Source organism: Moorena sp. SIO2C4 (assembly GCF_010672485.1).
Lineage (GTDB): Bacteria > Cyanobacteriota > Cyanobacteriia > Cyanobacteriales > Coleofasciculaceae > Moorena > Moorena producens.
In genome coordinates, this window is record NZ_JAAHGN010000752.1 from 1 (window position 1) to 3775 (window position 3775).

2 protein-coding genes are annotated in these 3775 nt (G+C 43.9%); both read left to right on the plus strand.

Going from position 1 to position 3775, the window contains the following annotated elements; all coding sequences use genetic code 11:
* A partial coding sequence (locus F6K20_RS28430) for an ATP-binding response regulator (protein ID WP_287296905.1) occupies positions 1–2739 on the plus strand: 2739 nt, incomplete at its 5' end.
* A gap of 873 nt (positions 2740–3612) precedes the next feature.
* Positions 3613–3775 (plus strand): phospholipase effector Tle1 domain-containing protein (locus F6K20_RS28435; protein WP_287296907.1); only part of this gene is annotated, 163 nt, incomplete at its 3' end.

Consider the following 3775-nt stretch of genomic DNA (forward strand, 5'->3'; position numbering starts at 1 on the left):
GCTTCTTGCCAGCCAACGCAGTTTCATTCCGAAGGTTTGAAGCAATCGATGGAAGAGCCTAGGACATCGTTAGACTTCCAGTGGCGTCAGCCTGATACCCAGAATTCCCCAACCTTCCATAACCAATCTGCTCCTCGATCTCCAGGACAATGGCCATTATCTGTGGGCAATGTTTGTGACCAGGGAGACAAAACATCTGAACAAGCTGCTGTTGGGCAATACTGTGCTCTTGATACTCCCTATCAAGCAGCAACCACTATTCACGAGCGCGTGCTGCTCTTTTCACCACCAGTCAAGAAAACCGGGGCAAACCATACCCCCTGCCAGGAAACCGCTGCGCCAACTGATCCAACTCTTTCAAACAGCCAGGAGCGGGTATTCTCGTTTGTCAAAATTCCTCTGTCACCTGCTATCGCTGCTCTTTGGGAAGGAGGACTAGAAACTGACAGTTGCGAGCCTAAGGTAGCTTTTAACTATTCCCCATCTCCAATATCTCGGTCTGAGTCACCTAACTCTCAATTGTACCTAGTGTTGGCTCAAGATACCACAGAGCAACGACTCTTTGCCCAAGAACTGGCAGCAAAAAATGCTGATTTAGTGCAACTAAACCGACTCAAAGATGAGTTTTTAGCTTGTATTAGCCATGAACTGAAAACACCTATAACTGCGATTTTGGGTTTGTCAACTTTGTTGAAAGACCAAGCCCTAGGGGAACTCAATCAACGTCAATCCCGTTATGCGCAGTTAATTTATCAGAGTGGGCGTAAGCTAATGACCGTGGTCAACGATATTCTCGATTTGACCCGTATGGAGACTGGTCAACTGAAACTTACCCTCGAACCGGTGCCAATTCGGACTGTATGCGATCGCGCTTATGACCAGGCTCGCTCTGAAATAGACTCAAAACACTCGGAGGACAACAATCGAGATTATCCCACAAAATTCACCCTAGAGATTGAAGCAAGTTTAGAGATGCTGATTGCTGACGAGTTGCGTTTACGGCAAATGTTGGCCCATCTGTTTTCTAATGCCCTTAAGTTTACCGATGGCAGTGGTGAAATTGGTCTGAAGGTCAATTGGTGGCAAGGTTGGATTGCTTTCACGGTCTGGGACACTGGCATTGGTATTCCTGCTGATAAACAGCACTTGATCTTTCAGAAATTCCAACAGCTGGAAAAGCCTCTGACTCGTAGCTTTGAGGGGACGGGTCTGGGATTAGTCTTAACACAACATCTAGCTCACTTGCATGGTGGAGATGTCTCGTTTATTTCCAAGGCAGGGCTCGGTAGTCAGTTTACCTTACTCTTCCCCCCCTGTCCTCCCCACGCTTCATCTGATCAATTGGACAATTGGGATGAGCAACTATCAGAGATTGCCCCTACGGCAAGGTCTCACCCCCCATCTTCGACGCCCAACCGTTTAGTGTTAATTGTGGAAGCTGTACCTCGTTACCTGGAAGGATTGACGGAACAGCTCAAGAGTTTAGGCTATTGGGTGGTGGTTGCCCGCTCTGGTACGGAAGCAATCGAAAAAGCCCGTCGTCTACAACCCTATGCTATTTTACTCAATCCCCTACTACCAAAACTTTCTGGTTGGGATGTCCTAACACTGCTAAAGTCCGATGCCCAAACTAATCACATCCCGGTTTTGGTAACAGCCACCCAGGCCGAAAAACAGCAGGCCACCCACAACAAAGCTGATGGTTTCTTAAGTCTGCCAGTACAAGAGGAAGCATTACGAGAAAACCTGTCTCGGCTGGCTAAAGATGAGAGTAATACCAGTAGTGTGCTAACGATTCTCTATCTCAATCCTGGTGATGGGCGAAAAGGCTATTCTGTAGAGTCCTACCAGAACCCTGACTCGTCTGCACTGACTTATGAGTTAACTTCACTATTGAGTCTAGAAAACTTAGACCTCAATTATCGGGTACTCGAAGCCGATGATTTCGATCAAGCTGAGTTATTGAGCCGGGTTTGGAATCCAGATGTGATTGTATTAAATGGTGCTCGACTGATAAACCCTTTAATCTACTTGAATCAGTTTTCATCATATCCTTGCTTGAGTACTTTACCACTAGTAACCCTGGATCACCAAACTACAGAAGCTGCTAATCAAGTAACTGGTCTTTCGGTCTATCCCTGTTTAGCACCAAATAATCAACAAAAGATGGCTGCCATACTGCAAGTCATTCAAGTGGCAGCTGGAATCAGTTGCAAGCCTACCATTTTAGTGATGGACACGGGGGAGCAGAGGACAAAGTTTAGGGGTAATCCGTTACAGGTTAACAGGTTGAACCTTGAATCCTCTCACTTATCCTACGGGTTGTCAATGGCCGGAAAATCATCAACATCTTGGCTACAGGCACTGATTCAATACTTACAAACTGCTGGTTATTGCAGCTTAGTGGCCTGTTCTTGGGCAGAAGTATACCGTCAAATTCAGGGAAAAAGTGTGGACTTGCTGCTGATTCGATTAACAGATCTCACTAATCCTTCAGAACATTCGAAAGGATTGATAACTCTTGCTCAATTGCCAGAGCGACCACCCATTCTGGTTTTGGATCATCGATTAGAGGCTAAGCAGCACGATCCAGTAATCCAGAGTAGTAACAGTAGTAACTCGAATTCTCAGTTGGAGTTGCTGCTTGAGAAAATTGCTACTCAGATTGTACACTGGCATTCTCAGTCAATGACCCAGTTATTGAAACAGATTAAGCAGCTCATGAACCCAACCCTTTAAAGGGGTGGGATGCAAGTCGGTCATATTGTCCGACACCGTGATTGTCCATCCAGTCTTGGAGACACTTGTTGCGAACAAAGCCAGCCGTGGGGATCATAAAGCCAATGATGCCAAACTGTTTTGTTGAACCTTCCTCTTTTGGATTCAAGTACAAACAACAGCAATTCCTAACTATCTGATCAGTTTATTATACCATAAGGATGCCCTTCGCCCAATTTATAGCGTTGATCGCAGTTATGAGGTACAGTCTTTTTTGACGTTGATTCCCTGTTTTGATGCAGCGCATTCCTATTCCCTATTCCCTATTCCCTATTCCCTCTTCCCTCTTCTCTCTTCAGGTGATCCGCTGTTCCGGTGATCCGCTGTTCCCTAAAATCCCGAAATTTTGTACCTCATAGCTATGATAATTGCTATATTGGTTGGTTGCAATTGATCCCACGGCAAATCAACGATTATGGCGTGAGCCTTCTTTCGAAATTCAAGCTAATATGGAGAAGACACCTCCTATCCAGCCAAAGTTATTTGGATTTATCTCACGTTTACCTTAGCATTTATATTTAATCATAGTTAATATTTGTGGCTAATTAATATCGTAATGTTTAATGAGTTTTACTAAAAATAATTAAACGAAAAACAGGACAAGGTTAAAACGTAATAACAAGCATAAAAATAAATATGAAAACGGCAAACCAACAAACTGGTTACGGTTAACAAAAGGATGATTAAATAGTAAGATTACCAAAAATAAGTGCCAACAATAGTATTGCTTATGGTTAATGAATGGAGCGGTCGCTTAATCTGAGTTGCTAGAAAGTATTTACGTTAATTTAAATAGTAAGTAAGAGTAAGTAAGTTTTTTAAAGGAGGTAGACCATGAAACGTCTTGTGGTATGTTGTGATGGAACATGGCAAGAGTTATCAAGTACTTACCCAAGCAATGTGGTTAAGATTTCTCAGGCAGTTAAAGCATTGGGTAGTCACGGAGTTCTACAAATCGTATTCTACGATGAGGGAATTGGCACAGAAGACTCTCTGA